This is a genomic window from Pedobacter sp. ASV28, assembly GCF_016428855.1.
Classification (GTDB): Bacteria; Bacteroidota; Bacteroidia; order Sphingobacteriales; family Sphingobacteriaceae; genus Pedobacter.
Map to the genome: position 1 here is coordinate 17,084 of NZ_JAELTN010000035.1, position 22,571 is coordinate 39,654.

A 22,571-nucleotide genomic window follows, 5' to 3' on the forward strand; every position below is an offset into this window, starting at 1 on the left:
GAAGTTCATACGTTGGTCCACCTCATTAAACCATAAAGTAGTATTGTAGATAAAATCTTGTTAGCCGTTTTTCATTCAATTATTAGTTTTCCGTCTTCTGCTAAAATGATTTGTCCTCCTTTTTCAATTTCAAGTTTAATATCAGGCGTATTTTCTTCTCCAATAATATTTCTGTAAATTTTGTACGTGTAATTTCCTTTAACAAAAGTAATCACGTGATTTCCTCCGCTTCCTTCAAATTCTAATTTTCCGTTATCTATAATAATGTCGGGTTTTGAAGATGCTTTTTCGCCTATTTTCCAAGATGCGTATCTGTATTTTTGATTAGTTAGCTCGTCAATTCTAATCAAATAATTTTTCGTCTTTATGCTGAAAATCGGACTTTCAAAAGTTTTTAATGAAATGTATAAGTTTTCTTTTCCCTTGTCAATCAAATCTTTCCTTAGTTTTTTTTCAAAATTGCTTTGATGGTTTACAGCGGTTATTATCCCATCAGCATTGGCCATCCACACCTCACCGTTGTCTAGCATAATTCCCCGCCAACCCACTTTTGTCCATTGTTTGATTTTGGAATTAGCAATCTTTTCGATCAGAATTTTATCAAAAACTTCATTGAACCGCTGTTTAAATTCGTCTTTATCTTTAATTGGTGGAATTGGATACTGTCTGTAAAGTGGGAAACTGATTTTGTCTGAAATTTTGTCCAGATTTTTTGTCTTGAATAACGCTATAACACTTTTGGTGCTGTCTATTTCTTTGTCTTCAAGTTGGCCGTGCTCTTTAGCATTTTCTTGTTGTGCTGTTTGACTTTTCGCGGTATCAGTCAATTTTTCATTGAATGCTAATGCATTTTTGTTACCTGTTTGGTTACAGCCGAAAAGAAAAAGTCCAAAAACTATAAATGTCAGTTTAAAATGTTTCATTTCTATTTATTGTGTTACGCTAAAAATGTAGATTTTTTTAATATAGCATAAAGTTTTGGGGTTTTACATTCGGTTAAGAAATTGGAGTATTGAGGTTGAATTTTGCATTCAGTACACTTGATGCAAATGACGAAGCCCTCATCGAAAGTAAACTCCTATTAACGGCCGAATTTATTCCTCTTTCAATGTTGTTCCAAGTATCTTTAAAGATTTCGATAATTCAATAAATGAAGGCAGAAGTGCATTTAATTCTTTCCTATCCTTTGTCGATAATACCGCTGTTACAATCGTTGATTTGCATTCAACCACAAGTATAACCTCATTTCTTCCGTTTGGATATTGGTAATTAATGACCAGGTAATTTCCAGTCGAATAATCGGTTTTTTTAATGTTTTCAAATTTGTGATCTAAAGTGTCGATTTTAACTCCCTTAAATTTTTCTGAAATGTAGTCGTTGTTCCCATTTACCCAACCACTTAATTCAGGTTTGTCATTATAGTCGATCCCATAAACATACATATAGGTTTCATTACTGATCTCTTTCTGATCGGGCTTTATGAAAAATGGTAATTGATCGTTTTGAGCTTGAAGCCAATTTTTAGGAATTTCTACAAGAATGCTGTGTTGCTGTCCAACCACCATTTTAGATTGCCCAAATGTTTGTCCTACAAATAGCATGGTGAAAATTAGTACTGGTAAAATTTTTTTCATTGTGTCTATGTTTCTGGTTTAAGCTTACCGCTAAGGGTTTTGGGTTTGGCGAAGGATTTGGTTAAGATAAATCTACTAAAAGATCTACAAGGTTGGAGATGGATTTTCTGCGGTTTTTATTTCGTAGCACTCAAATGTTTTGCATTCACTTTTCCGATTTTTAAAGAACTGGCATTAATAAATTTTAATATTCCTGGGGTTATTTGGTATGTTGACATCATTTTGATACCATCAAATGGGAAGATACATATCAGAAACTGTAGTGTTTTTGGATAGGTGGGGTAGTCTAGAATTACGAATGAAGGTTCGGCTGCCACTATATAGCCAAACCGATGTTAGAGGGTTGTTGTTTTTATTTCTTTGACAGTTTGTATCTTATATGGGTTGTCAGTTTTGACGGTATTACCTCTTCAATTTGTAGGTCATATTTGCCTTTGTCAATGCCGTCAAAGAGTCGGATACCGCTTCCTAAGAAAACAGGTGCAATGTGAATAAAAAACTCTTCCACAAGTCCGGCGTTGAGAAATTGTTGAATAGTGTTTGCTCCACCTTGTATTCTTATATCCTTTCCTTTTGCCGATTGTCTTGCTTTCTTTAAGGCACTTTCTATTCCATCATTTATAAAGTAAAAAGTTGTGGTTCCTTCTTGAACCCAAGGTTCTCTTTTTTCGTGTGTTAATACATAAACATCAGCTTTATATAGGTCATTCGGCCAACTGGCTTGGCCTTCCTCAAACATACGTTTTCCCATAATGAATGCACCTGTCCGTTCAATCGTCTCTCTAATAAGTTTGCCATCAGGTCCATCTTCTTTACCGCCTTCTAATCCCAAATACTCCCAGAAGGCTTTTTGATTAAACATCCATGAGTGAATTTGTCCAGAAACCCCACCCATAGGATTTTCAGGACTTCTGTGATCTCCTGCGAAAAAGCCATCAAGAGATATTCCACTGTCGAATATTATTTTGCTCATATTTTACTTTTATATTTGTTTTTTAAGTTGTTTTTGTCTGTTTTCTAATTATTGGAACTGTTGTCCTATAACGGTTCTGGGCTTGGCGAAGGTGAAGATTTTTAGTGCTAAATCTCAATCAAAGAACGAATGTTGAACCCTGCACAAGTGCCCAATCGAAGCTGTTTGACCCCGCTTTTGGCAATATCTTGTTAGCGACTGGCTTTTTCAATTTCGTCAATTAGCCTATTGGTATTTTTTTTATTTCGTCCCATTGATACTACTGAACTTCGTTTGTCAAGGTCGCAAATACTATTTACTAATACTCTTTTGTTGTCGAAAAGTATTGTGATCTGTTCGCCCCAACTTCCTGAAAAGAAACTCGGAAAAGTCTTTGCTTCTATAATTCTCTTGTTGGATGTAATAATTGTCCATTTAAGTTCTATCGAAACCTGATGGATTATTTTGTCGAGTTCATCTCTTGTCAAATTTGTTTCTGCAATTTTGAAGTTTAGTCTATTGCGTTGAAGTCTATAAAATAGAAGTCCAAGTATAAAAGGAATAATTGTAAACAAAAGCATTCCTCCATTAATCTCTTTTGAATTTCCATTCAACAAGTCTTTGAAATAAAGAAAAAGTGGTACAATTGGAATGAAAAAAAGAAAAAACACAATGCCATAATGTTCAAACTTTCCCCAAGCAGTAAGTTTTAATTTGTTTGTCTCGATGGACTGGTCTATTTGTTGGTCAGTCATTTTAGGCTCACTTCAAATTTGTTGTTTGTTGTAACTTCTGGTAGGCTTGCCGCTAACGGTTTCGGAGCTATATGAACTGGGGGATTTAGAAGCTCTCACTTTCAAGCTACTACAAATATAAATAAAAAGCACTAACGTTCAATCAAGCACGTCAGCCCACATTTCATAAACCCCATGTTAGCGGTTCGTTGTTTTCTTGTATTTCGTAATATTTATTTTATAAAACGATGTACTGCTTTGTCAGCGTTGTCTTGAAATGTAGAATTTCTTAAAGGAGCAAAAAAAGTACTTTGGTCTACCATGTCACCCGATAACTTACCCTTTTTACTAGCATAAAAAACACCACTTTTATAACGCTCATCTGAAATGCCATCTACAAACCGTTTTGCACCTACTTCCAGCTTATGCACCATTTCCCCCATCAATGGGAATACAATGGGCATCATAAAATTCTTCAACATAAATTTCATGGCCGGAGGAAGATTATCCGGTGCAAGAGTTCCTTTTGTGTTCCCCGGGCTCACAACAACAAATTTGAGTTCAGGGTATTTTCTTGCCATCGATAACATCCACATGGTTGCTACATATTTAACGTATCCGTATGCTTGAGTGACATCAAATTTATTACCAAAATATGTTCCATCCAGAACAGCAGCAAACTCATCTACAGAAGAAGTCTTCATGGCGACTGGTTTCATTCCGAGCATCTTTACTCCCGGCACAGCTTCCGCACTGGGATATAATACTGCTTTTCTTAACTTATCATGTTTTATTAATTCATCCACTAAAATTACATGACCTAAGATATTGGTAGCAGCCAATTCATTCATACCTGAAGGCGTAAGTTTTGCAGCCGTTTTCCCCACCATTCCACCTGCATTTAAAATTACTGCATCAATAGGTTCTTTTATTTTTTCTACCGCTTTTCTTACGGAATTTGCATCTGAAACGTCCCCAATAATAATTTCAAAAATCTTTTTCCCTGTTTGCGCCTCAAGGTCTTTTTTTGCTGCTTCGGCTTTCGCTTGGTTTCTACAAAAAAGAATTACCTTTTTTGTTTCTTTTTTCAAGGCTAATTGTCGGGCAGTCTCTTTGCCAAGCCCAATATTTGCTCCGGTTATTAATATACTTTCGTTCATTTTATCGTCTTTTATCAGTGAATATCATGAGGCAAAAATGAAGCCTAAAATAAATTAAAACTTGGCTGTAAAGTTCAAAAACTGGTCAATTCGGTTCAACTACTTCTTGCGATACTCAGAAGGGGTTTGATTAAACTTTTGTTTGAAGGTTTTTGTGAAATGTGAAGTGTCCTGAAACCCAACTTCGAAACAAATTTCTGATACAGATAACTCGGTTGATTGGAGGAGCTCAAGAGCCTTTTCCAATTTCTTTTCTTTAATATAATTGGCTGGCGTGTCACTAAATTGTGTTTCAAAATCTCTCTTAAAAGTTGAGAGACTTCTCCCCGTCAAACGGGCTAAATCCACAATAGAAATAGATGAGTATACATGTGCCTCTACTACCTCAAATAAACCTGCTTGTCTTGGATTAAATAAATGAGAGATTAAAGTAATGATATTTTCTGCATTGTCTGTTTGCAACAGTAACAGGATGAGTTCTTTGATTTTTAATTTAAGCAAATCGTCTGTAACCAGGTTTGGGTTTTCAAAGTAAAAATCAAGGTTTTGGATAAAATGGGTTATCACTCCTTGTTTTTCTATTTTCCTGATATATGGTTTGTGAGCATCGCTTTTTATGAAATTTGGAAATTCATTTTTGTATAATTCCTTCAAAATGTCCGGATATAAATGAACAGCATAAACTTCACAAGTCTTGTCAGGATGTTTTTGAATAGCGTTTGAGAAGTAGTTGCCACACCTAAGTAAAACGCTTTCCTCTGCTTGAATAGATAGATCATCAGTTGGAGAAGTTAAAGACATTTCCCCTTCTTTAAGGTAAGTAAAACAGGCTTCGTCTTGAAAAACTGAGCCAAGTCTGATTGGTGGCTTGATGATTATTTTTTCAATGGCACATTTATTATTGAGGTTAAAATATTTTCTGTCTATTATCATTTTTTAGTGTTCGTGGCTTAATAGTCGTGGTGTCTTACATGACCGCTAACGGTTCGGGCTTTGCGTTCGGGCTGGTTTCGGAGCACTAAACTGTCAACCGGCACTAAACTTGAATAGAAGCACAAAGCTTCAAGTTTGCACGTCAGTCCGCCTGACGCAAAACCCGTGTTAGCTGCTGGCATATTTTTCAATTTGTTCCTTTAAATTATTTTTTACGTTTTCTTCCCATTCGTCTTTCAAAATACTCAATTTAATAGCGTCAATAACTTTTCCATCAGCATCTTTACTGAATTGTCTTAATATTCCTTCAACCTTACATCCAATACTTTTCATTGCGTTTATACTTCTTTCGTTTTTGCTGTTTGCTCCGAAACCTACTCTTATCATTTGTAGTTTGTCAAAGGCAAACTCTAAAAGAAGATATTTGCAGTTTTTGTTTAGTCCAGTTCCTTGAAATTTTTTTCCATACCAAGTAAACCCAATGTCAAGACGTTTAAATTCGTTAGAGATTTCGTAAAGTCGTGTCATTCCTACATATTCATTATTTCTTTTGTCAAAAACAATAAAAGGGTAATGATTTTTCTCTTTAAATAATCTTACTGCTGTGTCAAAGTAGGTGTCAAAATTTTCCTTTCCGTTTCCTCCATTAATATTGAACTTCCAAATTTCGGGTTCATTAATTGCAAAGTTTATTAGGTTTTCTTTGTCTGAAACACACAAAGGCCTTAATAAAACAAAGTCGTTTTCTAAAATATATTTTTCTGTAAAGTCAAAATTCATAATTGTCAATGTTAAGCGGTATTTTGGAATGCTTGCAGCTAACGTTTTGCAGGTTTAAGTTGAGTCTTATTACTTGCACAAATTATCCATATCATTAATCTAATAAATAGCTTCAAATTCCAGTGTTCTCACTTCGCCCGAGGCTTAACTTAAACCTGTTGTTATAGGCAGTAGTATTTATTGTTCTTCTTTTCTACACTCACTCTCAATATTTATTGTTCCAATGTTTTCTTGAAAAACTGGCGGTATATCGAAAGTCAAATATTGGTCTTTGCTAGCAATGTTAGTCCCTTTAACAAACTGATTGTTGGTAATTTCGACTTCGCCCGTAAACCAGCAGTCGCAGAAATTTACAAATTCTTTAAATTCATTGTTTTTAATAATAATTGGAGCGCCTATTTCATTGTGTCCGCCCGCTTCGAAATCAAGATAATTATCAAAAACACAATCTTCAATAAGTAATCCTTTTTGGAAATATGAAAAGTTGAATACTGCGTTCTTAAAGTGGCAATTTTTAAAGGTCACCGGCTTATCAAAATAGACCATTATACAAGTTAGGTTTTCAATATCGCAGCTCAAAATCGTTACTTCTTTATCCCAAATTTCTCCACCGTCTATACCCAAATTTTCCAAAACTATTAAATCCGTCAATGGATTTCCATTTAGGAGAAGTGACGAGGCTATTTTCGGGTGTATTATCGTTTTCATATTAGTAGTTCAGACTATTGCTTATAACGGTTCGGGTGTTGCCGAAGTTGGTGGGCTTGCATTAATTTTCTAGGCAATATAACAGGTTGAAGATGAATTTCCGCCAATTTTGTAAAACCCTTGTTAAGTGCAGCTAGCCATTTCGTAGCCTTTAAAATCCGCTCGAATTTAAGTCTTCGAATAGATTCTCTTTTGTCATATTAGGAACATTACAATATTTAATGGCTACTCTAACTTTGTCTGAAAGTTCAAGATAGTCCTTAATTATGTCGCCTGTATAATCTCCGCCATGAACAATTGAACTTCTTGTGTTATAAAGTTTCTTAATTCGTTTATAGTTTTCTTTGAATTGTTCCTTGTTATCTGAAAGAATGATTGATAAATGCCTTGAAATAGTGTGCGCAATTTGCTCTTTACCAAAGTTAAACAAACTTTCTAGGCAGGTTACTAAAGTTATGAAACGCAATCTTACGTCTGGAAGATCATAAACTACATTGAAATTTTTAATTGAAAGTTCAGTCAAATTATTAGTCTCATATTTTATAATCAATTCGTTGGATAATTTTTCCGCTTCCTCATCTGTTAATGTGTAATCGCCTCTTGAACCAATCGAAATCCCTGTCTTTCTTAAACCAATTTGTCTTGTTTCTGAAGTGATATTGAAAAATTGAGAATATCGTATCTCTCCAATCTTGAAGAGTCTCATTTGCAACAATAGGTCATTAGCAAAATCAAAAAAGGTCTTGAATTCTATGTGCTCAATTGTGGAATCCATTATGTCTCCAGTTATATCGAAATCTTTCAATTTATACAGCAGTAAGATTCCGGGGAACTCCATATGCATAATTTCTCCAAATGGAGGTGTATGTACAAGTGCATTATGTAGTTCGTGGGATATACCTTTAAATTCTCTACCAATCATTATTGTGAGTGGTCGTTCATTGCTCTTGGGAACGTTAAATATTTCAGAGAAATTAGCTTCAAGTTCTGTCTCGTCAATCCATTCGAATTCATAACCTAACTTTTTGAGTGCTGGGTTTAATTTTAAAACAGTCCTATCCGCATTCAGAACAATGGCATACGATTTAAAAGTATATTTTCCTTCATTTATCATTTCTAGTTGTTATTAATATTTGCCAAGTTGGTATTGAATATTCATTATTAGTTTGGTGGTTAAAGATAAATTTCCTGCCAGTGTTAAATGCAGTTATTTTATACTGTTTTAACTCGATTTATAGTATGTCGACTAAATGTAACACCTCCTATATTGAATAAATCAGATAGCACATTGATATGATATCTGCTTTGTAAATTCTTTATTATTTTATCAGCATGCTTATTTGATTTTCCTGAAACCATTAACGTAGTTGCAAGATGTCGTGAACCACTTCGATTTATTGTTCTAAGTAAGTTAGGCCTTAGTTCATTTACAACACCAATAAAATTAAAAAGCAATTCAGGGTAAGGATTGAAATTCTTGACTTCGCAAAATGAAACCAATTCCTTATTTTTAACATAGTAATATTTCATTTTACTATCATAAAAGTCATCATCTTCAATAATTGAATCTGGCTTTATTATACAGATATCGGGTGTCGTAAATGTATCTATATTATGATATGACTGTACATTGATATTATGTCTGATTTCAAAAACGAATTCTACTGTTCCGACTTGCCTTTTTACTTCAAAATACGAATAATTTGCTGGATTTCCAGCGGTTGTACATTTATAACAAAATTTGCTTTTTTGGAGGTTTTTAATTTCAACGTTATAGTCATTATTCTCATAAAACCTAACAATATTATTATAACAAGCCATTTCAAAAAAATCGCTAATTCGTTTAGAGTTATTGTAGATAGCTGAAAGATTTGTGCCATGAGGGTTATGCGCCCAGAGTTGCACTTAACGTTTTGCAGCTTGCCGAAGGCGGAGCTTTCGGAGCACCACCCTGTCAAGCTAATACTAAATGTTTATTCGGAGCCAAAAAGTTTCTTCCACCACGTTCTCCCCGCTTTTTGCAAGGTGCTGTTATGCACAGGATTTTTCATTTCTCGATGATATATGTTTAATGCTTTGTCAAAATGTTTAATGCTGAACCAATCTATGGTTGCTAAGTCAATAATCTCATTAGTTCGTTTAGTTCTCTTTAAATTTTCCAAGTCCTTCGGGTGAACTTCCTTTATTATAAGCTTGTCTTTATCTACCTCATTAAAACCATAATAAATTGAAGTCGCATCCCATTCTATAAAACCAAAAGTTTTTTCTGTCGGCTTAATAAGTATAAATGGAAAGTCAGGTCGGTTTGAGTTTTTGTTGTATGCAGGTTTTCTGAAAATAAAACAGTCTGTAAGCGGAGCATAGTCGAATGTCTTTTCGTTGTCAAACCAAACCCAGGTGTCGGATGAATTTATTAAAGGTTTTGAATTTTCCTTGTCACTATAAATGGCAATTAGTCCAGCGTAGGACATCATTCTCCACTCGTCAATACTATGGATGTAAACACCATATTTTCCGTCAGCCGTTTCTGAAAAATAGTCGTCTGTCCAACCGCTTTTTTTATGGTCGGCAAGGAATGATGTGTCTATTTCCCAGTCTTTCGTGTTTGTCATTTTAAGCTTGTGTATAATTTATATATACCGGAATCTTTTTCTCCAATAACTTCCTCAAGCCATCCGATATTCTAATATAGGCGGAAGTTTTCTAAAATTTTAGTTTCCCGTTATTAATATTCCCTTACGTAAGAGTAAGCATCCCGATTTATGGGAATAAAACGAATAGCGGGGCTAACGATAATAAGGCGGTAATCCTAATTTGCATGATGGCCCACCATCCAACCAACCAAAAAACTAAATAACCAAAAAACTAAGCAAGCAAATCCCTATTTTTGCATCAAATTTTTGACCTTATAAATGAGCATAGCTACAAAATACAATCCACAGGAAACAGAAGAAAAATGGTACAGTTACTGGTTGGAAAAGCGATTTTTTCATTCAGAACCCGACGAACGTGAGCCTTATACCATTGTGATCCCTCCACCAAATGTGACAGGGGTGTTGCATATGGGGCACATGCTTAACAATACCATTCAGGATGTATTGGTGCGTAAAGCGCGTATGCAGGGCAAGAATGCCTGTTGGGTACCTGGTACCGATCATGCTTCTATTGCTACGGAGGCCAAGGTAGTGGCCATGCTTAAGGAAAAGGGGATCAACAAAAAAGACATCAGTAGGGAAGAGTTTCTGAAGTATGCCTGGGAGTGGAAAGAGAAATATGGGGGCATTATTTTGGAGCAACTGAAAAAACTGGGCGCCAGCTGCGATTGGGACAGGACCCGCTTTACCATGGAAGAAGATTTGTCTGAAGCGGTGATCGATAGTTTCATTCACCTATACAAAAAAGGCTGGATTTACCGAGGCGTGAGGATGATCAACTGGGATCCTGCGGGTAAAACTGCCGTTTCTGATGAAGAGGTGATCCGTAAAGAAGTTAACCAGAAGCTATATTACATCAAATACCTGATTTCGGGAACAACCGATCAGTTTTTAACCATTGCCACTACCCGTCCGGAAACCATTATGGCCGATTCGGCCATCTGTATCAACCCTAATGACGAGCGTTTTGCCCATTTAAAGGGTAAGAAGGTTTTTGTGCCCTTGGTGAACCATGAAATTCCGGTGATCGAAGATGAATATGTAGATATTGAGTTTGGTACCGGCTGTTTAAAAGTGACGCCAGCGCATGACCTTAACGATTATGAACTGGGGATAAAACACAATCTGCCAGTTACCGATATTTTAAATGACGATGGCACGCTGAACGAGTTGGCAGTTATCCTGGTAGGTGAAGACCGCTTTGTTGCCCGCAAGAAAATAGCTAAAATGCTAGAGGAAGCAGGTCATTTAGAAAAGGTAGAAGACTATAAGTCGCAGGTGGGTTTTTCTGAACGTACCGATGCGGCCATTGAGCCAAAGCTTTCCATGCAGTGGTTTGTGAAGATGAAGGAAATGGCACAGCCGGCTTTAGACGATGTGTTAAATGGAGAGGTTAACCTTATCCCGAATAAATTTGAAAATACCTATCGCCATTGGATGGAGAATGTTCGCGATTGGAACATCTCTCGTCAGCTATGGTGGGGGCAACGTATTCCGGCTTGGTATGACGATAAGGGCAATTGGGTAGTGGCCAAGACAAAAGATGAGGCCCTTGAAGAATTTTGGAAGAAGAAAAACTTAGATCAAATAGGTGCTGAAACAGATAAGGTAGGGTTTAAGCACCAATTGTCGGGATTTGTTAAGCAAGATGAAGATGTAATGGACACTTGGTTTTCTTCTTGGTTATGGCCAATCTCGGTTTTCGATGGATTTAAAAATCCAGAGAACAAAGATTTTAACTATTATTATCCTACAAATGATCTGGTTACGGCGCCAGAGATCTTGTTCTTTTGGGTAGCACGTATGATTATGGCCGGCCGTGAGTTTACGGGCAAAAAGCCATTCACCAATGTTTACCTAACCGGTATTGTTCGCGATAAGTTGGGCCGTAAGATGTCCAAGTCGTTGGGAAATTCGCCAGATCCGATTGGATTGATCGACAAATACGGTGCAGACGGTGTAAGGGTTGGTATGCTCATGTCGTCGCCGGCAGGTAACGATTTAATGTTCGACGAAGCCTATTGTGAGCAGGGCAGGAATTTTGCCAACAAAATATGGAATGCCTTCCGCTTGGTAAAGGGATGGGAAGTAGATGAAAATCTGGAGAATGCCAACCAGCAGGCCATGGTATGGTTTGAAAACAGGTTTAATGAGGCCTTAACTGACATAGAGGCCGATTTTAAACAATACCGCTTATCGGAAGCCCTAACCACTACCTATAAATTGGTATGGGATGATTTCTGTGCCTGGTATCTAGAAATGGTAAAACCAGCCTATCAGCAGCCCATAGATGCAGCTACGAAGCAGGCCACTATTCAATACTTTGAACGGGTATTGAGGTTGCTGCATCCTTTTATGCCATTCCTTACAGAGGAACTGTACCACGACGAACTTTTCGGTACACGTTCGGAACTTGATTGTTGTATTGTAGCTGCTTATCCGGTTGTAGAAAGTGTTGATGCCGCCTTGCTGAAAGAGGCCGAATTGATCAAAGGTTTAGTTTCTGAAATTAGAAATGTAAGAAATACCCGCCAAATTTCACCAAAGGAAGCCTTGCCATTGAGCATTAAGGTGAATTCTGAGGTCAACTATAAAAACTGGTTAAATATTGTTTATAAACTGGCCAATGTAAGCGAAGCCAAGTTGGTAGAAGATAAAGTGACCGGGGCTGCAAGCTTTATGGTGGGCAAAGATGAATTCTTTATCCAATTAAGTGAGAATGTAGATCTTGCTGCAGAAAAAGAACGTTTAACCAAAGAATTGGAATACCTGCAAGGTTTCTTAAAATCGGTGGATGCGAAATTGGGCAACGAACGCTTTGTACAAAATGCAAAACCAGAAATTATAGCCAATGAGCGTAATAAAAAAGCAGATGCAGAATCTAAAATAGCCACCATTAAAGAGAGCTTGGCAGGATTGTAATTGGGCTTTTAGCAAATTTGAAACCTTAATATACGCATGCTTCCTGTAATGGGCAGGATTCATGAATACAATTGAAAAAATATAGACAGATGAAAAAAATATTCTTATTTATGGTGGTGGCTACAGCAGTTGCCTGTTCAAATGGAAAGCCAAAAGATGAACCTATTGTTTCTGACATTTTTGTAGAGCAGAAGGTAGGCGATTTTATCGCACAAAATCCTGATTGGGCAACTGGAGAAAAGGTTTCAGATGCCACCGTCGATAAATTCAAACATGAAGTCATCAGGTGGAGCAATGAGCAGGAATTTCTAAACCAAATGCCTTTACAGTTAAAAGGACTAAGGGATACCTTATTGAACGATCAATCTTTTAAAATTGCCACATTTACAGGCTATAACGATACCAATAGGAAAATAGGTTCTTTATTGAACTATATCCAATTACAGATTGATGGTATTGTACCAAATGACCTGTTAAAAGAGCTGAAACCTAACCAAAATTATACTTTGACAGGGCTGTTGTACAAGCAGGGCAAAAGGGCCGATGTGAAATTGATCAAGGTGGCCGATTTTAAGGGGTATGACCTGGGCAAATATACTTTTTCGGTTACGGCAGTTAAGCCAGTGAAATAAATGGTTACTTAGGAATTGCCCGTGTTATCACTTATAACAATCGGTACTCGGGCAGTTCTTCTATAAATAAAAAGTGGCCATTTTGATGGTCAATTTGGGCATAGTAATGGTCTATGCCATTGGTAACCGCTAACCATTTGGCCTTATATACCGAGTTATATCTTGCCGCTTGGTCAAAAGTGGCTTGGGTAATGGCCACAGATGGGGCCTTGCACTCAATGACCATGAGTTTTTCGCCTTGTTGGTTATAAACTAAGATATCACTTCGCTTTTTGGTCTGATTGAGGTTCAGGCCTCCCTCAATTTGTAATAAAGCGGTAGGGAAAGACTTTTCGTTTACGAGGTATTTGATGAAGTGTTGCCTTACCCATTCTTCGGGCGTGAGCACCAAATGCTTCTTCCTGATTTCGTCAAATATAAAAAATACGCTGTCCTTTTGGGTAATCTTAAAAGGATAGGGGGCAAGGTTGAGCGGAGTGGGTTTGAACATCTATGGCCAAAAGTAGAAAGTTATCGGGCAGAAAGCAAAAAATGAGTAATGAAAGTTAAGGCTTGCAACCATAGCTAGGTTTTGGGGATGGATGGCCTGGATCAAAAAGAAGCGATGAACAGCAAAAAAACTAAAATTGTATTCCGATAACTTTCGGAACTAAAATTGTAATTTTACGTCGATGACTGCCGAGGAGCTAATTAAAGAATTAAAAGCGAGAAAATTTAAGCCCATCTATCTATTACAGGGTGAAGAACCCTATTATATCGATCAGATTGTCGATTATATGGAGCAATCTATCCTTTCTGACGGAGAGAAGGGATTTAACCAAACCGTACTGTATGGTAAGGATACAGATATGGCGACCATTCTGAATGCGGCAAAGCGCTATCCGATGATGTCGGAATACCAGCTGATTGTAGTTAAGGAAGCACAGGATTTAAAGTGGAGTAAAGAAACCGAAGGCGGTAGTAAGGAAGCGGAATTTATACAAAGCTACTTTGAAAGGCCACTGCCGAGCACCATATTGGTTTTTGCCTATAAGTATGGCAACTTTGATAAGCGTAAAAAGACTTATAAGGCCATTAATAGCAGCGGTCTGGTTTTTCAGAGCGATCCGGTGCGCGACTATAAGCTTATGCCCTGGATTGAGGACCACGTTAAAAGTAAAGGTTATAAGATTGCCCCTCCGGCAGCGGCCCTAATGGCCGAATATCTGGGAACCGATCTGTCCAAGATTGCCAACGAGGTAGAAAAACTCTGTTTAAATATAGATAAGGAGACGGTTATACAGACAGACCATATTCAACGTAACATTGGGATTAGCAAAGAGTATAATGTTTTTGAGCTACAAAAGGCTTTGGCCGGTAGGAATGTATTGAAATGTAACCAGATCATTAATTATTTTGCCAATAATCCAAAGGCGAACCCCATGATCATGGTCATGGCCAACCTCAATTCCTATTTCACCAAGATATTGAAGTACCATTATCTGCCCAATAAGAACGATGCACCCAAAGAGCTGGGGGTTAATCCATACTTTATTAAAGATTATGAAATGGCTGCTAAAACCTATGGGCCTGGAAAGACTTTTGACATCATCAGTTTGTTGAGGGAATATGACCTGAAAAGTAAGGGCCTGGACAGCACAGGCAATACAAGCGATGGGGAATTGCTAAAAGAACTCATTTTTAAGGTACTACATTAGTACCTTCGTAGGTTTATTCGATCTTATAGACCGTAGTATTTGAAAGTTAAGGACATAGAAATCGTGACAATTCTCTTTTTGTAACTAAGAAGTTATGGCTAATGCTCACTACTTCTTCTTAGTAGCGTTATTTTTACGTGTCAATTAACTTATTCAAAAATTAATGAAGAAAAATCTATTCACACTATTGTTGGTTGCTGGAGCGGTAACTTTTGCCCATGCTCAACGACCAACCCAAGGGGGGGCTGCGCCAGCCGATAGTACCCGTAGGGCTCCAGGTGCATTTGGAGCAGCCGCACCTAGGGCACAACCCAAACCTTATGATCAGGTAATTACCAACAAGGCGCTTACACGTAAGGGTATGATTACCGCACATAAAATTGAGGACAAATTTTATTTTGAAATAGCCGATAGCACCCTGAATAGGGATATTTTGGTGGTAAGCCGTATTTCTAAGTCGGGCGCAGAAGTTAGGGCGGCCCAAGGGTATGCTGGTGACCAGATCGGTAGTTCGGTGATACGTTTCGAAAAAGGACCAAACAACCGGATTTTTATGCGCAAGATAAGTTTCAGGGCTTATAGTGCAGACAGTACGGCTTCTATGTACCAGTCGTTAAAGAATTCGAGCGTACAGCCTATTGCGGCTTCTTTTAATATTGCGGCCTATACACCCGATAAAAAAGGGAGCGTAATCGATATTACCGATTATGCGAATAGTGATAACGACATCTTTTATTTCAGTTCTCCTATGTTCAAAACCAGATATAGGATGGGCGCACAGCAAGCAGACAGAAGCTATATCCAAGATATCAGAAGTTTTCCTACCAATGTAGAAATCAATACGGTTAAAACATATGCCCAAACAGCAGCCACTTCAGGTATGGGTGGCGGCGGCGGTGGTGCCATGATGGGTGCCGGTGCTTCTTCTGGTTCTGTTACGGTAGAGCTTAATACTTCATTGGTGATCTTGCCTAAAAATCCAATGAAACCACGTTATTTCGATCCCAGAGTAGGTTATTTCACCGTAGGTTATACTGATTTTGATGCCAATCCACAGGGCGTGAAAGAAATAGAATTGGTAAAACGCTGGAGGTTAGAACCAAAACCTCAGGATATGGCCAAATACAAACGTGGTGAGCTGGTAGAGCCGGCAAAACCGATTATTTTCTATATCGACCCCGCTACACCTAAGAAATGGATACCTTATTTAATTGCTGGTGTTAATGATTGGCAAAAAGCATTTGAAAAGGCAGGTTTCAAAAATGCCATTATTGGTAAAATTGCTCCTACCAAAGCGCAGGATTCTACCTGGAGTTTAGATGATGCCCGTAACTCGGCCATTGTATACAAACCTTCAGAAATCCCTAATGCCAGCGGACCAAGTATTTCAGATCCGCGTACTGGCGAAATTATGGAAAGCCATATCAATTGGTACCATAATGTAATGAAGTTGGTACGTGATTGGTATTTTATCCAAACTGCCGCGGTAGACAAAAGAGCCCGTACCGTAAACTTTAGCGATGAACTAATGGGCGATCTGATCCGCTTTGTGTCGTCGCACGAGGTGGGACATACTTTAGGTTTGCGCCATAACCATGGTTCGAGCTCAACGGTACCTGTAGAAAATCTTCGCAACAAAAAATGGGTAGAGGAAAATGGACATACCCCATCTATCATGGATTATGCACGTTTTAACTATGTGGCCCAGCCAGAAGATAACATTAGTAAAACAGGTTTGTATCCACGTATTGGAGATTATGATAAGTGGGCTATTGAGTGGGGATATAGGTATTTCCCAGACAGCAAAACTGTAGCATCGGATATGAAAATATTGGATAAGATGACGACAGAATCTGCTAAAAACAGACGCTTATGGTTTGGTACCGAAAGCAACCCAGACGACCCACATTCACAGAGTGAAGACTTGGGCGATAATGCCATGAAGGCAAGTGAGTATGGAATTAAGAACCTGAAAGTGATTTTGGCCAATTTAAAAACTTGGACTAAACAACCTGGAGAAGATTATAGCGAATTGGGCAATATGTATGGCCAATTAACTACGCAGTTTGGACGTTATATTGGCCACGTAAGCAAAAATGTGGGGGGTATTTACGAAAATCCAAAAACCGTAGATCAGGAAGGTTTGATTTACGAGCGTACCCCTGCAGCTATGCAGAAAGAGGCACTGAATTTCTTAAGTGCACAAGTATTCACTACTCCAAAATGGTTGTTGGATCAATCTATTTTAGATAACATCAATGAAAATCCTTTGGTCGTGGTTTCTAAATTGCAGAATGCAGCTATATCTCGTGTCGTGTCGACAAGGGTTTTGGGTAACCTGATTGCCGCCGAGGCTGCCGATGGTGCTGCTGCCTATAAAATTTCAGACCTGTTTAAAGATTTGAATGCTTCGATCTTTACGGAATTGAAGGGCGGTGCAGCAATTGATGTATATCGCAGAAATTTACAAAAAGCTTATGTAGACAGGTTGATCTCGATTGTTAATCCTCCTGCTGCCCCAGCTGGCGCAGCCGCACCTACCTTTGGTAGGGGTTCTGCAGCTCCATCTGGTTTAACTGCCAACCAAACAGATGCGGTTTCGGTAGTGAAAGGACAGTTGCGTGAACTGGATAAAGCAATTAAAGCCAGTGCTGCATCACAGTCAGATACACTGAGCAAATACCATTTAGAAGATTTATCTGATCGTATCCAACAAGCTTTGGATAAGAAATAGTCTTTGATTTAGTTTAATTTTTTAGTCCCTCTGGAATTTTTTTCAGAGGGATTTTTTATTTGCTTTTACAAGGTGTACAGTATTGGAATCTGTAATTTTTAGCTACATGGATTTTAACACCAAATTAATCTCGTTTGGATATGGTGAATGCTGATAAATAGTTGTTGGCCCGAATGTTTGGTTTGACTTGAGCGCAGAAGGTTAGCGTGTATAGGAGGAACCTTGTCAAATAAACCTGATTGACGGCGATAGCTCCCGATGTGAAATCGGGACTAAAGCCAAAAAGCAGGGCTGACATTGTTGGATGTACTTACCCTGCTTTTCTGATAAAATTGCCATTCGTAAATCTACAATCGTAATTCCTAATGGCTGGGTCCTGCACCATCAATGCGCTTAATTTGCGCACCTAAAGCACGTAGACGGGTATCAATATCCTGATAGCCACGTTCGATCTGTTCAATATTGTAAATGGTCGATTTACCTTCGGCCGATAGTGCTGCGATAAGCAATGATACGCCCGCCCTAATATCGGGAGAGGTCATGCTGATGCCACGCAGTTTATATTTTTTGTCGATGCCGTTTACACTGGCACGGTGCGGATCACAAAGGATGATCTGTGCGCCCATATCAATCAGTTTATCAACAAAGAACAAACGGCTTTCGAACATTTTCTGATGGATAAGCACGGTTCCCTTTGCTTGGGTAGCTACAACCAGCACAATACTCAACAGGTCGGGCGTAAAGCCAGGCCAAGGTGAATCGGCAATAGTAAGAATAGAACCATCGATAAAAGTATCGATAATATAGTGCTTTTGAGAAGGGATGTAGATATCGTCGCCCCGACGTTCTAATTTGATGCCTAATTTTTTGAATACTTCTGGTATAACCCCTAATTCGTCATACTGTACGTCCTTAATGGTCAGTTCAGATTCTGTCATGGCTGCCAAGCCAATAAAAGAACCGATTTCGATCATGTCTGGTAGCATTCGGTGTTCGGTACCGCCTAGCTTTTTAACGCCTTCGATGGTTAAAAGGTTGGAGCCAATACCTGATATTTTAGCCCCCATTCTGTTGAGCATTTTACAAAGCTGTTGAAGGTAGGGCTCACAGGCTGCATTATAGATGGTGGTGGTGCCGTTGGCCAAAACTGCAGCCATTACAATATTAGCTGTTCCAGTTACCGAAGCTTCGTCTAATAAAATGTAAGTGCCTTTTAGGTCAGTAGCATCAACATTAAAAAATTCTCTTTTGTTATCGTAAACAAATTTGGCTCCTAGTTTTTCAAATCCGAGGAAGTGGGTATCCAAGCGTCTGCGGCCAATTTTGTCGCCACCTGGTTTAGGAATGGCCGCTTTGCCAAAACGGGCCAATAAGGGGCCAACAATCATGATCGAACCACGTAATCCTCCACCTTTAGCCTTAAAAATGGCAGATTGAAAGAAATCAAGATTGATGCTTTTGGCTTCAAAGGTATAGGTGTCTTTATTTAAACGCTCTATGGTTACACCCAGGTCGCCCAATAGTTCAATGAGTTTGTTTACATCTTTTATATCGGGTATATTACTAATGGTGATTTTTTGGTCGGTTAGCAATACGGCAGATAGAATTTGTAATGCTTCGTTCTTGGCACCTTGGGGGGTGATTTCTCCTTTTAATTTTTTACCGCCTGTAATTTCAAATGCGTTCATTGTTTATAAATTATGTTAATCATTCCGGGTACCTGAGCAAAAGAGGTGTTCGGGTACCTTGCAATGACGAATTGCGTATTAGTGTCTTTGTTTATTGTTGTTATTGCGTTGGCGGTTGTTGTTGTTATTGTTCTGACGGCCTTTATTGTTGTTGTTGTTGTTGTTGTTCTGGCGGCCACGGTTATTATTTTGCCTGTTGTTCTGTGGCCTGAATTCTACTTTGTTCAAGTTCACATTTTCTTCTAAGGCCAATGCCCCACCAGAAAGCTCACCTAAGTTTTTAAGGATCACTTCATCAGCAACGTTGTCTTTATTCCATTGCACATAGGCCATTTTCATGAAATTGGCTACTCCTTGTACCATAGCGGCCTTGCGTTCTGGGTTTTCCTCTTCCATGGTTTTGGCAATTAGTTTTTCAACGGTTTTGCCATAGTGCTTGTATTTTATTTTCTGTTGAGGATAGCCAATATGATCTGGCTTGAATTCCTTGGTTTCTGGTGTTGGCTTAGGGTAGGGGCTGTCCACATCGATCTGATAATTGGAGATGATGTGCAGGTGATCCCATAATTTATGTTTAAAATCGGCCACATCACGTAAGTGCGGATTTAAGAAGCCCATTAAATCTATTACTGCCTGTGCATATTTGTTGCGTTCTTCTTTTGTAGGTAGGGTAATAATGTACTTTACCATATTTTGTACATTACGGCCATATTCTGCCAAAATTAATTCGCTTCGGGTGGTATTATAATCGAAATTCATGAATTAAATTAATTATTGAAAATTAGTTGATCTTGGGCGCATTATGAAATAACCAAGGCAAAAAAACAGATAGCTGAAGAGCCATATATTTTAAATAGAGAAGCTTTGGTTAAGAATTCATCGAAATGGCGCTATTCTTATTGGTCAAAGATATAAAAAATAATCACCAAAACAGAATTTCTAAGCTGTTGAACAACTGATAGGATTGTTTATCTTACCAGTTGCTGATCATCTGCAGGTTTTTATGCCTTTGTTCTTATTTTACAATTCGCAATTTGGCAAACTTTAATAGCAATTGCTTATTGCCCAAGCCTTGAAAGAAGACGGTGGCCTTCACATCTGGTAGTGTACCTTCCAGGTTTACAATTTTGCCAAAACCGAACTTTTCATGTTCTACTTCCATACCGTTCTGAAATTCATTGGCTGCGTTTGGTGCAAAGCCTGCGGTAGGTACATGGGCTTTGGGCAGAATGCTTGTTGTTTTGGGACGAAATGCGGTTGAACTACTGCTTGTTGTTGTTTTTTGTGCAGTTTCACGTTGTTGTGTCCAAGTTTTGCGTTCTGTATCAAAACTATTGCTTCCAAAACTGCTTTTTGCCGGTTTTATGGCATCCAGTTCTAAATAGGCCGGACTGATCTCGTTAATGAAACGACTAGGTTCGCAAGAGGTGAGGGTACCCCAACGGTATCGGGAGGTGGAATAGGTAATGGTCAGCTTCTTCTCAGCCCTGGTGATGGCTACATAAAATAAACGACGTTCTTCTTCCAGGTCAGTCCTTGAGGTTAAGGACATTTGAGAAGGGAACAGGTTTTCTTCCAAGCCTACCACGAATACATTTTTAAACTCCAGACCTTTGGCAGAGTGTATGGTCATTAAAGACACGGTATCTTTGTCCTTATCTTTATCATTGTCATCGTTGGTCAGTAACGCTACGTCCTGCATAAAAATGGCTAGGCTGCGGTCTTCAATATCTTCACGTTCGGCAAATTCTTTGATCCCGTTGAGCAGCTCCTGTATGTTTTCATAGCGGGAACGGCCTTCCACGCTATCGTCACTGTGCAGCTCTTTTAAAATGCCTGCATGTTGTGCAATGTATAATGCGGTTTCATAGGCATCTAATTTTTTAGATTCTGCCGCAAAACTTTTAATCATCATAGCGAAGTCGTTCAACTGATTCGGGATACGACCATCCAAGTATGTATGCGGATCACAAACGACCTGCCACATGGTGATGTTGTTTTGGTCGGCGGCTACCGAAATCTTTTCGATGGTGGTGTCGCCCAATCCACGGCGTGGATAGTTGATAACCCTTTTAAGGGCTTCTTCATCGGCGGGGTTAAAGGTAAGCCTGAAATAGGCAATTAGGTCCTTAATTTCCTTACGTTGGTAAAACGAAAGTCCACCGTAAATTTTATAGGGTACATTTAGCTTACGCAAGGCTTCTTCCATGGCCCTGCTTTGTGCATTGGTACGATAGAGAATGGCAAAATCATTATAGTTAAGGCCTTTCAGGGCACGCTCCTGTGCAATGGATTCGGCTACCAGTTTACCTTCTTCATTGTCTGTAAAAGCCCTGGAGATCTTTATTTTGTCGCCTTTTTCATTGGCAGAAAATACATTTTTCTCTAATTGGTTTTTATTGTTGGCAATGATGCTGTTGGCAACTTCTACAATATTTTGGGTAGAACGGTAGTTTTGCTCCAGTTTATAGACTTTAAGGTCTGGATAATCGCGTTCAAAGTTCAGGATATTCTGGATATTTGCACCACGGAAAGCATAGATACTTTGGGCATCGTCACCTACCACACAAAGGTTTTGATGTGCTGCGGCTAGCTTTTTTACAATGGTATATTGCGAAAAGTTGGTATCCTGATACTCATCTACCATCAGGTATTTAAACTTATGCTGGTATTTATTCAGCACATCGGGATGGTTCTTAAGCAGTACATTGGTCTTGAACAGCAGATCGTCGAAATCCATGGCTCCTGCTTTAAAGCAACGTTTGGAATAGGTTTCGTAAATTACACCCAGTAATGGACGCTTATTGCCTACATCTTCTGCCTGTATATGGTCGTTCTCCAAATATTCGCTGGCCGAAATCAGGTTATTTTTGGCTGCAGAGATACGGTTGTAGACAATATTTGCAGCGTAGAGTTTGTCATCTAACTGCATTTCCTTTAGGATGGTCCGAATTAAGCTTTTGCTGTCATCCGTATCGTAAATGGTAAAGTTGCTCGGATAGCCTATCTTCTCTGCCTCCACACGTAATATTTTGGCAAAAACAGAGTGGAAAGTCCCCATCCATATATTTTTGGCTTCGCTACCTACCACCTTACTGATCCTTTCACGCATTTCCTTACTGGCCTTGTTGGTAAAGGTAAGTACCAAGATATTGAAAGCATCTACACCTTTTTGTATGAGGTGTGCCACACGGAAAGTAATTACCCTTGTTTTTCCAGATCCTGCGCCCGCAACAATCATTGCTGGTCCCTCGGTATTTTCTACTGCTGCTCTTTGTTGTGGATTTAACCCTTCTAAATAGTCCAAATCTTTCCTTTTTTAGGGTTCAAAAATAGCAAAACA

Annotated in this window: 19 protein-coding genes; 4 read left to right on the forward strand and 15 right to left on the reverse strand. The window is 38.6% G+C overall.

What is annotated here, in order from left to right; translation table 11 throughout:
* Positions 1-71 precede the first annotated feature (71 nt).
* The 11 genes from JHD79_RS13665 to JHD79_RS13715 form a co-directional block, all read right to left on the reverse strand.
* The gene (locus JHD79_RS13665; RefSeq protein ID WP_199119861.1) at positions 72-923 is read right to left on the reverse strand and encodes a hypothetical protein; all 852 of its coding nucleotides are present in this window, start codon (positions 921-923) and stop codon (positions 72-74) included.
* A 171-nt stretch (positions 924-1,094) separates the two neighbouring features.
* On the reverse strand, positions 1,095-1,634 hold the full coding sequence (locus JHD79_RS13670) for a hypothetical protein (protein ID WP_199119862.1): 540 nt from the start codon (positions 1,632-1,634) through the stop codon (positions 1,095-1,097).
* A gap of 352 nt (positions 1,635-1,986) precedes the next feature.
* Positions 1,987-2,607 carry a dihydrofolate reductase family protein gene (locus tag JHD79_RS13675; RefSeq protein ID WP_199119863.1) on the reverse strand — a complete coding sequence of 207 codons (621 nt, stop codon included), beginning with the start codon at positions 2,605-2,607 and terminating at the stop codon, positions 1,987-1,989.
* A gap of 191 nt (positions 2,608-2,798) precedes the next feature.
* Positions 2,799-3,341, reverse strand: coding sequence for a hypothetical protein (locus JHD79_RS13680; protein WP_199119864.1), 543 nt, complete (start codon positions 3,339-3,341; stop codon positions 2,799-2,801).
* A 212-nt stretch (positions 3,342-3,553) separates the two neighbouring features.
* Complete coding sequence (locus JHD79_RS13685) at positions 3,554-4,480, reverse strand: SDR family NAD(P)-dependent oxidoreductase (protein ID WP_199119865.1); 927 nt, start codon at positions 4,478-4,480, stop codon at positions 3,554-3,556.
* Between the two features lie 99 nt (positions 4,481-4,579).
* Positions 4,580-5,413: an AraC family transcriptional regulator gene (locus JHD79_RS13690; protein ID WP_199119866.1), complete on the reverse strand. Its 834-nt coding sequence runs from the start codon at positions 5,411-5,413 to the stop codon at positions 4,580-4,582.
* Positions 5,414-5,581: 168 nt separating this feature from the next.
* Positions 5,582-6,193, reverse strand: coding sequence for a GNAT family N-acetyltransferase (locus JHD79_RS13695; protein ID WP_199119867.1), 612 nt, complete (start codon positions 6,191-6,193; stop codon positions 5,582-5,584).
* A gap of 177 nt (positions 6,194-6,370) precedes the next feature.
* Positions 6,371-6,901, reverse strand: coding sequence for a hypothetical protein (locus JHD79_RS13700; RefSeq protein ID WP_199119868.1), 531 nt, complete (start codon positions 6,899-6,901; stop codon positions 6,371-6,373).
* 151 nt (positions 6,902-7,052) lie between these two features.
* Positions 7,053-8,015 carry a HEPN domain-containing protein gene (locus JHD79_RS13705; RefSeq protein ID WP_199119869.1) on the reverse strand — a complete coding sequence of 321 codons (963 nt, stop codon included), beginning with the start codon at positions 8,013-8,015 and terminating at the stop codon, positions 7,053-7,055.
* A 98-nt stretch (positions 8,016-8,113) separates the two neighbouring features.
* Positions 8,114-8,806 carry a hypothetical protein gene (locus JHD79_RS13710; protein ID WP_199119870.1) on the reverse strand — a complete coding sequence of 231 codons (693 nt, stop codon included), beginning with the start codon at positions 8,804-8,806 and terminating at the stop codon, positions 8,114-8,116.
* Between the two features lie 68 nt (positions 8,807-8,874).
* Positions 8,875-9,513 (reverse strand): hypothetical protein, encoded by a 639-nt coding sequence (locus JHD79_RS13715; RefSeq protein ID WP_199119871.1) that lies wholly within the window; start codon positions 9,511-9,513, stop codon positions 8,875-8,877.
* 300 nt (positions 9,514-9,813) lie between these two features.
* On the opposite strand from JHD79_RS13715, the gene JHD79_RS13720 reads away from it, so the two are divergent.
* Positions 9,814-12,477, forward strand: a complete 2,664-nt coding sequence (locus tag JHD79_RS13720; protein ID WP_199119872.1) for a valine--tRNA ligase — start codon at positions 9,814-9,816, stop codon at positions 12,475-12,477.
* Positions 12,478-12,566: 89 nt separating this feature from the next.
* The gene (locus tag JHD79_RS13725) at positions 12,567-13,109 is read left to right on the forward strand and encodes a hypothetical protein (protein ID WP_199119873.1); all 543 of its coding nucleotides are present in this window, start codon (positions 12,567-12,569) and stop codon (positions 13,107-13,109) included.
* Between the two features lie 31 nt (positions 13,110-13,140).
* Here JHD79_RS13725 and JHD79_RS13730 read toward each other — a convergent pair whose 3' ends face one another.
* Positions 13,141-13,599, reverse strand: coding sequence for a type I restriction enzyme HsdR N-terminal domain-containing protein (locus JHD79_RS13730; protein ID WP_199119874.1), 459 nt, complete (start codon positions 13,597-13,599; stop codon positions 13,141-13,143).
* Positions 13,600-13,780: 181 nt separating this feature from the next.
* On the opposite strand from JHD79_RS13730, the gene holA reads away from it, so the two are divergent.
* Together holA and JHD79_RS13740 are read left to right on the forward strand one after the other, a co-directional pair.
* On the forward strand, positions 13,781-14,806 hold the full coding sequence (gene holA / locus JHD79_RS13735) for a DNA polymerase III subunit delta (RefSeq protein WP_199119875.1): 1,026 nt from the start codon (positions 13,781-13,783) through the stop codon (positions 14,804-14,806).
* Positions 14,807-14,969: 163 nt separating this feature from the next.
* On the forward strand, positions 14,970-17,540 hold the full coding sequence (locus JHD79_RS13740; protein WP_199119876.1) for a zinc-dependent metalloprotease: 2,571 nt from the start codon (positions 14,970-14,972) through the stop codon (positions 17,538-17,540).
* Between the two features lie 362 nt (positions 17,541-17,902).
* On the opposite strand, the gene murA is transcribed toward JHD79_RS13740, so the two are convergent.
* From murA to JHD79_RS13755, 3 genes are all read right to left on the reverse strand, one after another.
* A complete protein-coding gene (murA, locus tag JHD79_RS13745) occupies positions 17,903-19,228 on the reverse strand; it encodes a UDP-N-acetylglucosamine 1-carboxyvinyltransferase (protein ID WP_199119877.1) in 1,326 nt (441 codons plus the stop codon).
* Positions 19,229-19,306: 78 nt separating this feature from the next.
* The gene (locus JHD79_RS13750; protein ID WP_199119878.1) at positions 19,307-19,987 is read right to left on the reverse strand and encodes a DUF4290 domain-containing protein; all 681 of its coding nucleotides are present in this window, start codon (positions 19,985-19,987) and stop codon (positions 19,307-19,309) included.
* Between the two features lie 256 nt (positions 19,988-20,243).
* On the reverse strand, positions 20,244-22,535 hold the full coding sequence (locus JHD79_RS13755) for an ATP-dependent helicase (RefSeq protein ID WP_199119879.1): 2,292 nt from the start codon (positions 22,533-22,535) through the stop codon (positions 20,244-20,246).
* Between the last annotated feature and the right edge of the window lie 36 nt (positions 22,536-22,571).

Coding starts and splice junctions, on each gene's coding strand:
- JHD79_RS13665 (WP_199119861.1), bottom strand. CDS start 923: ATGAAACATTTTAAACTGACATTTATAGTTTTTGGACTTTTTCTTTTC.
- JHD79_RS13670 (WP_199119862.1), bottom strand. CDS start 1,634: ATGAAAAAAATTTTACCAGTACTAATTTTCACCATGCTATTTGTAGGA.
- JHD79_RS13675 (WP_199119863.1), bottom strand. CDS start 2,607: ATGAGCAAAATAATATTCGACAGTGGAATATCTCTTGATGGCTTTTTC.
- JHD79_RS13680 (WP_199119864.1), bottom strand. CDS start 3,341: ATGACTGACCAACAAATAGACCAGTCCATCGAGACAAACAAATTAAAA.
- JHD79_RS13685 (WP_199119865.1), bottom strand. CDS start 4,480: ATGAACGAAAGTATATTAATAACCGGAGCAAATATTGGGCTTGGCAAA.
- JHD79_RS13690 (WP_199119866.1), bottom strand. CDS start 5,413: ATGATAATAGACAGAAAATATTTTAACCTCAATAATAAATGTGCCATT.
- JHD79_RS13695 (WP_199119867.1), bottom strand. CDS start 6,193: ATGAATTTTGACTTTACAGAAAAATATATTTTAGAAAACGACTTTGTT.
- JHD79_RS13700 (WP_199119868.1), bottom strand. CDS start 6,901: ATGAAAACGATAATACACCCGAAAATAGCCTCGTCACTTCTCCTAAAT.
- JHD79_RS13705 (WP_199119869.1), bottom strand. CDS start 8,015: ATGATAAATGAAGGAAAATATACTTTTAAATCGTATGCCATTGTTCTG.
- JHD79_RS13715 (WP_199119871.1), bottom strand. CDS start 9,513: ATGACAAACACGAAAGACTGGGAAATAGACACATCATTCCTTGCCGAC.
- JHD79_RS13720 (WP_199119872.1), top strand. CDS start 9,814: ATGAGCATAGCTACAAAATACAATCCACAGGAAACAGAAGAAAAATGG.
- JHD79_RS13725 (WP_199119873.1), top strand. CDS start 12,567: ATGAAAAAAATATTCTTATTTATGGTGGTGGCTACAGCAGTTGCCTGT.
- JHD79_RS13730 (WP_199119874.1), bottom strand. CDS start 13,599: ATGTTCAAACCCACTCCGCTCAACCTTGCCCCCTATCCTTTTAAGATT.
- holA (WP_199119875.1), top strand. CDS start 13,781: ATGACTGCCGAGGAGCTAATTAAAGAATTAAAAGCGAGAAAATTTAAG.
- JHD79_RS13740 (WP_199119876.1), top strand. CDS start 14,970: ATGAAGAAAAATCTATTCACACTATTGTTGGTTGCTGGAGCGGTAACT.
- murA (WP_199119877.1), bottom strand. CDS start 19,228: ATGAACGCATTTGAAATTACAGGCGGTAAAAAATTAAAAGGAGAAATC.
- JHD79_RS13750 (WP_199119878.1), bottom strand. CDS start 19,987: ATGAATTTCGATTATAATACCACCCGAAGCGAATTAATTTTGGCAGAA.